Annotated in this window: 1 protein-coding gene and 2 tRNA genes; 2 read left to right on the top strand and 1 reads right to left on the bottom strand. The window is 42.5% G+C overall.

Annotated features, from left to right (window positions below):
* The first annotated feature begins 63 nt into the window (after nucleotides 1-63).
* Nucleotides 64-139: transfer RNA gene (locus tag CXF60_RS00565), tRNA-Val, on the top strand.
* 37 nt (nucleotides 140-176) lie between these two features.
* A tRNA-Asp gene (locus CXF60_RS00560) sits at nucleotides 177-253 on the top strand.
* Between the two features lie 354 nt (nucleotides 254-607).
* On the opposite strand, the gene CXF60_RS00555 is transcribed toward CXF60_RS00560, so the two are convergent.
* A complete protein-coding gene (locus CXF60_RS00555) occupies nucleotides 608-1,957 on the bottom strand; it encodes an MBL fold metallo-hydrolase (RefSeq protein ID WP_102090365.1) in 1,350 nt (449 codons plus the stop codon).
* Between the last annotated feature and the right edge of the window lie 412 nt (nucleotides 1,958-2,369).

Here is a 2,369-nt window from a genome sequence, read left to right as displayed (position 1 = left end):
GAGCTTAGTGACAAACTTAAGAGCTCAGTTGATGTTGAATAAATTGCCTAGCAATTGTTCGAAGGGTGATTAGCTCAGTTGGTAGAGCGTCTGCCTTACACGCAGAATGTCGGCGGTTCGAATCCGTCATCACCCACCACTTCTTAGCAAGTGGCTAAACAAGCTAAGAGACCTAAGCAGCGGTAGTTCAGTTGGTTAGAATACCGGCCTGTCACGCCGGGGGTCGCGGGTTCGAGTCCCGTCCGCTGCGCCATATTTAAAACGAATTTAAACTTTCAAGTTTAAGCAAGTTTCGCCTCAAGCATTAGATTGTTTGAGGTTTTTTTGTGTCTGTTTTTTATGTATCTATGTTTTGTGAGTGATAAGTCAGATAAGGAAATAAAGTAAGAGGTAGAGTCTAGTACTATGATTGATATTTACTTAAGTCATATCGCTTAAAGGTCAGCTAAAACGACGACCCTTCTTTTATATCAGTCTTATACTGAGTAAAAGAAGGGTCGTCGTATTTATCTTAGTTACAGCACTTTAAAATGGCTTCGCTTAAAACTTATTGTTTAAAACTTGAGACGCGTTTAGCTCATTGTAGATTTTAGCTACGGGTAAAGAGTTACTCATGCGTTGCTTGCCATGCACCCATTGACCCTAGATAGATATCAATGTGTTCAAAACCTCGACTAGCAAGCCACCCTGCTGCTATCGTTGCCCGAGCACCGCTAGCACACATTAATGTGTAGTGGCGACTTTGGTCAAGCTCATGCCAACGCTCGTTCAGGTGACCGACATAGATATGCTCTGACCCTTCAATCGCACTAGTATTCCTCTCATCGACATCGCGTACATCAAGCAATGTCCAGTTCTGAGCCTTATTAAGACGACTCTCTACCTCAGTTGTATCGATCATAGGGGTTTGCTGCATCTGTTCCCCTTTAGCAGCGGCAGGGACGATACCTACATAGCCACCTATGATGTTATCAAAAGCAATACGCACCAGATGCTCCATCGCAGTCGCCAGTTGCTCTTCATCAGAGGCAATCAGGGACAAGCTTTGTCCTTCTTCAATAAACAATCCAGCAAACGCAGGTAGCATGTTGACAGGTAAGCTCATAGAGCCGGGCAGGTGTCCTGACGCATACGCCATTGGTTCACGAATATCGATGAGATGATCAGCATTGCAGTCATGCAGCTGTTTGAGCGAAAGGTTACGCGGACGCATAACGACTGGAGGCGCTTCACCACCTTCCATATTAAGGCGCTCCATCAATCTGAAATAGGGTGGCTGATAATGGTTCTCGCTAGTCTTGAAATCAATGAAAGCCTCACGATCGTTAATCTGTAAACGTGGGTTGTTGATCCTTTCGTGACCGACGGTAGAAAACTCACGCTCCGCCATGCCTGAACCACAGACTGAGCCTGCACCATGAGCTGGATAAATAATTGCTTGATCACCGAGCGCTAGAATGTCTTGTAACGAATCATAAAGTAAACCTGCAACTTCTCTACGACGCTCAGGATAGAAGTCAGTACGACCGACATCACCTACAAATAGTGCATCTCCAGTAAAAACTCCAACTGCTTCCTTTGGATACGCCGTATCAAACAGCGCATAAGCCAGGTGATCATCGGTATGACCAGGCGTTTCTAAGACACGGATTTCTAATTGGCCAATTGAAAAGCAATCACCATTACGTGCGGTCTCAGCGTAGACAACAGGTTGTTCTGGATTGGGTCCATGCAAAACTGTTGCTCCTGTCATTGCAGCCAAGATAGGTGCGCCAGAAACCAAATCCTCATTACGATGTGTCTCAAAAATATGAGTGATTTCAAGCCCTGCTGCACGCGCTTTTTCTACATATATCGCGCAGTCACGACGTGGGTCAATTACCGCTGCTTGACCACTAGAGCCTACCAAGTAGGATAAGTGTGAAAGTCCAGGTGTTTTGATTTTTTCTAGTATCATGTCTTGTCCTTATTGTAGTTATGTCAAATGAATTTTTGCCAGTAGCATATTGCTAGCCACGTTAATTTGTCTGATTGAGTTCTTATTTGTGAAAATTCTTTAATAGCTATCAATATACAATAACATATATTAACTTTATATTTATATAGGTATTCATCCCATGAACAGCGATTTTTTGGATAGATAGATGAAATAAAAGAATATAAATATAGTGATCTTTTGGAATTACGATCGTGAGTTTGAGTAAGTGCAATAGGTAAAGAAGGAGTTTATGTGGAAATACGAGACTTGTGAAAAGTAACCATTATCATATGATGTCATTTATATTGAAGCCATAGGGTATATATTAATCCAACGTGACAACTATAAGTAAGGGAGTTTCCTAAAAACTGTGTAACTGCTTATAATCCAT

Source organism: Psychrobacter sp. 4Bb, assembly GCF_002836735.1.
Taxonomy (GTDB): domain Bacteria; phylum Pseudomonadota; class Gammaproteobacteria; order Pseudomonadales; family Moraxellaceae; genus Psychrobacter.
The sequence above is the reverse complement of the archived record's forward strand: the minus strand, read 5'-3'. Positions and strand labels throughout refer to the sequence as shown.

Coding starts and splice junctions, on each gene's coding strand:
- CXF60_RS00555 (WP_102090365.1), bottom strand. CDS start 1,957: ATGATACTAGAAAAAATCAAAACACCTGGACTTTCACACTTATCCTAC.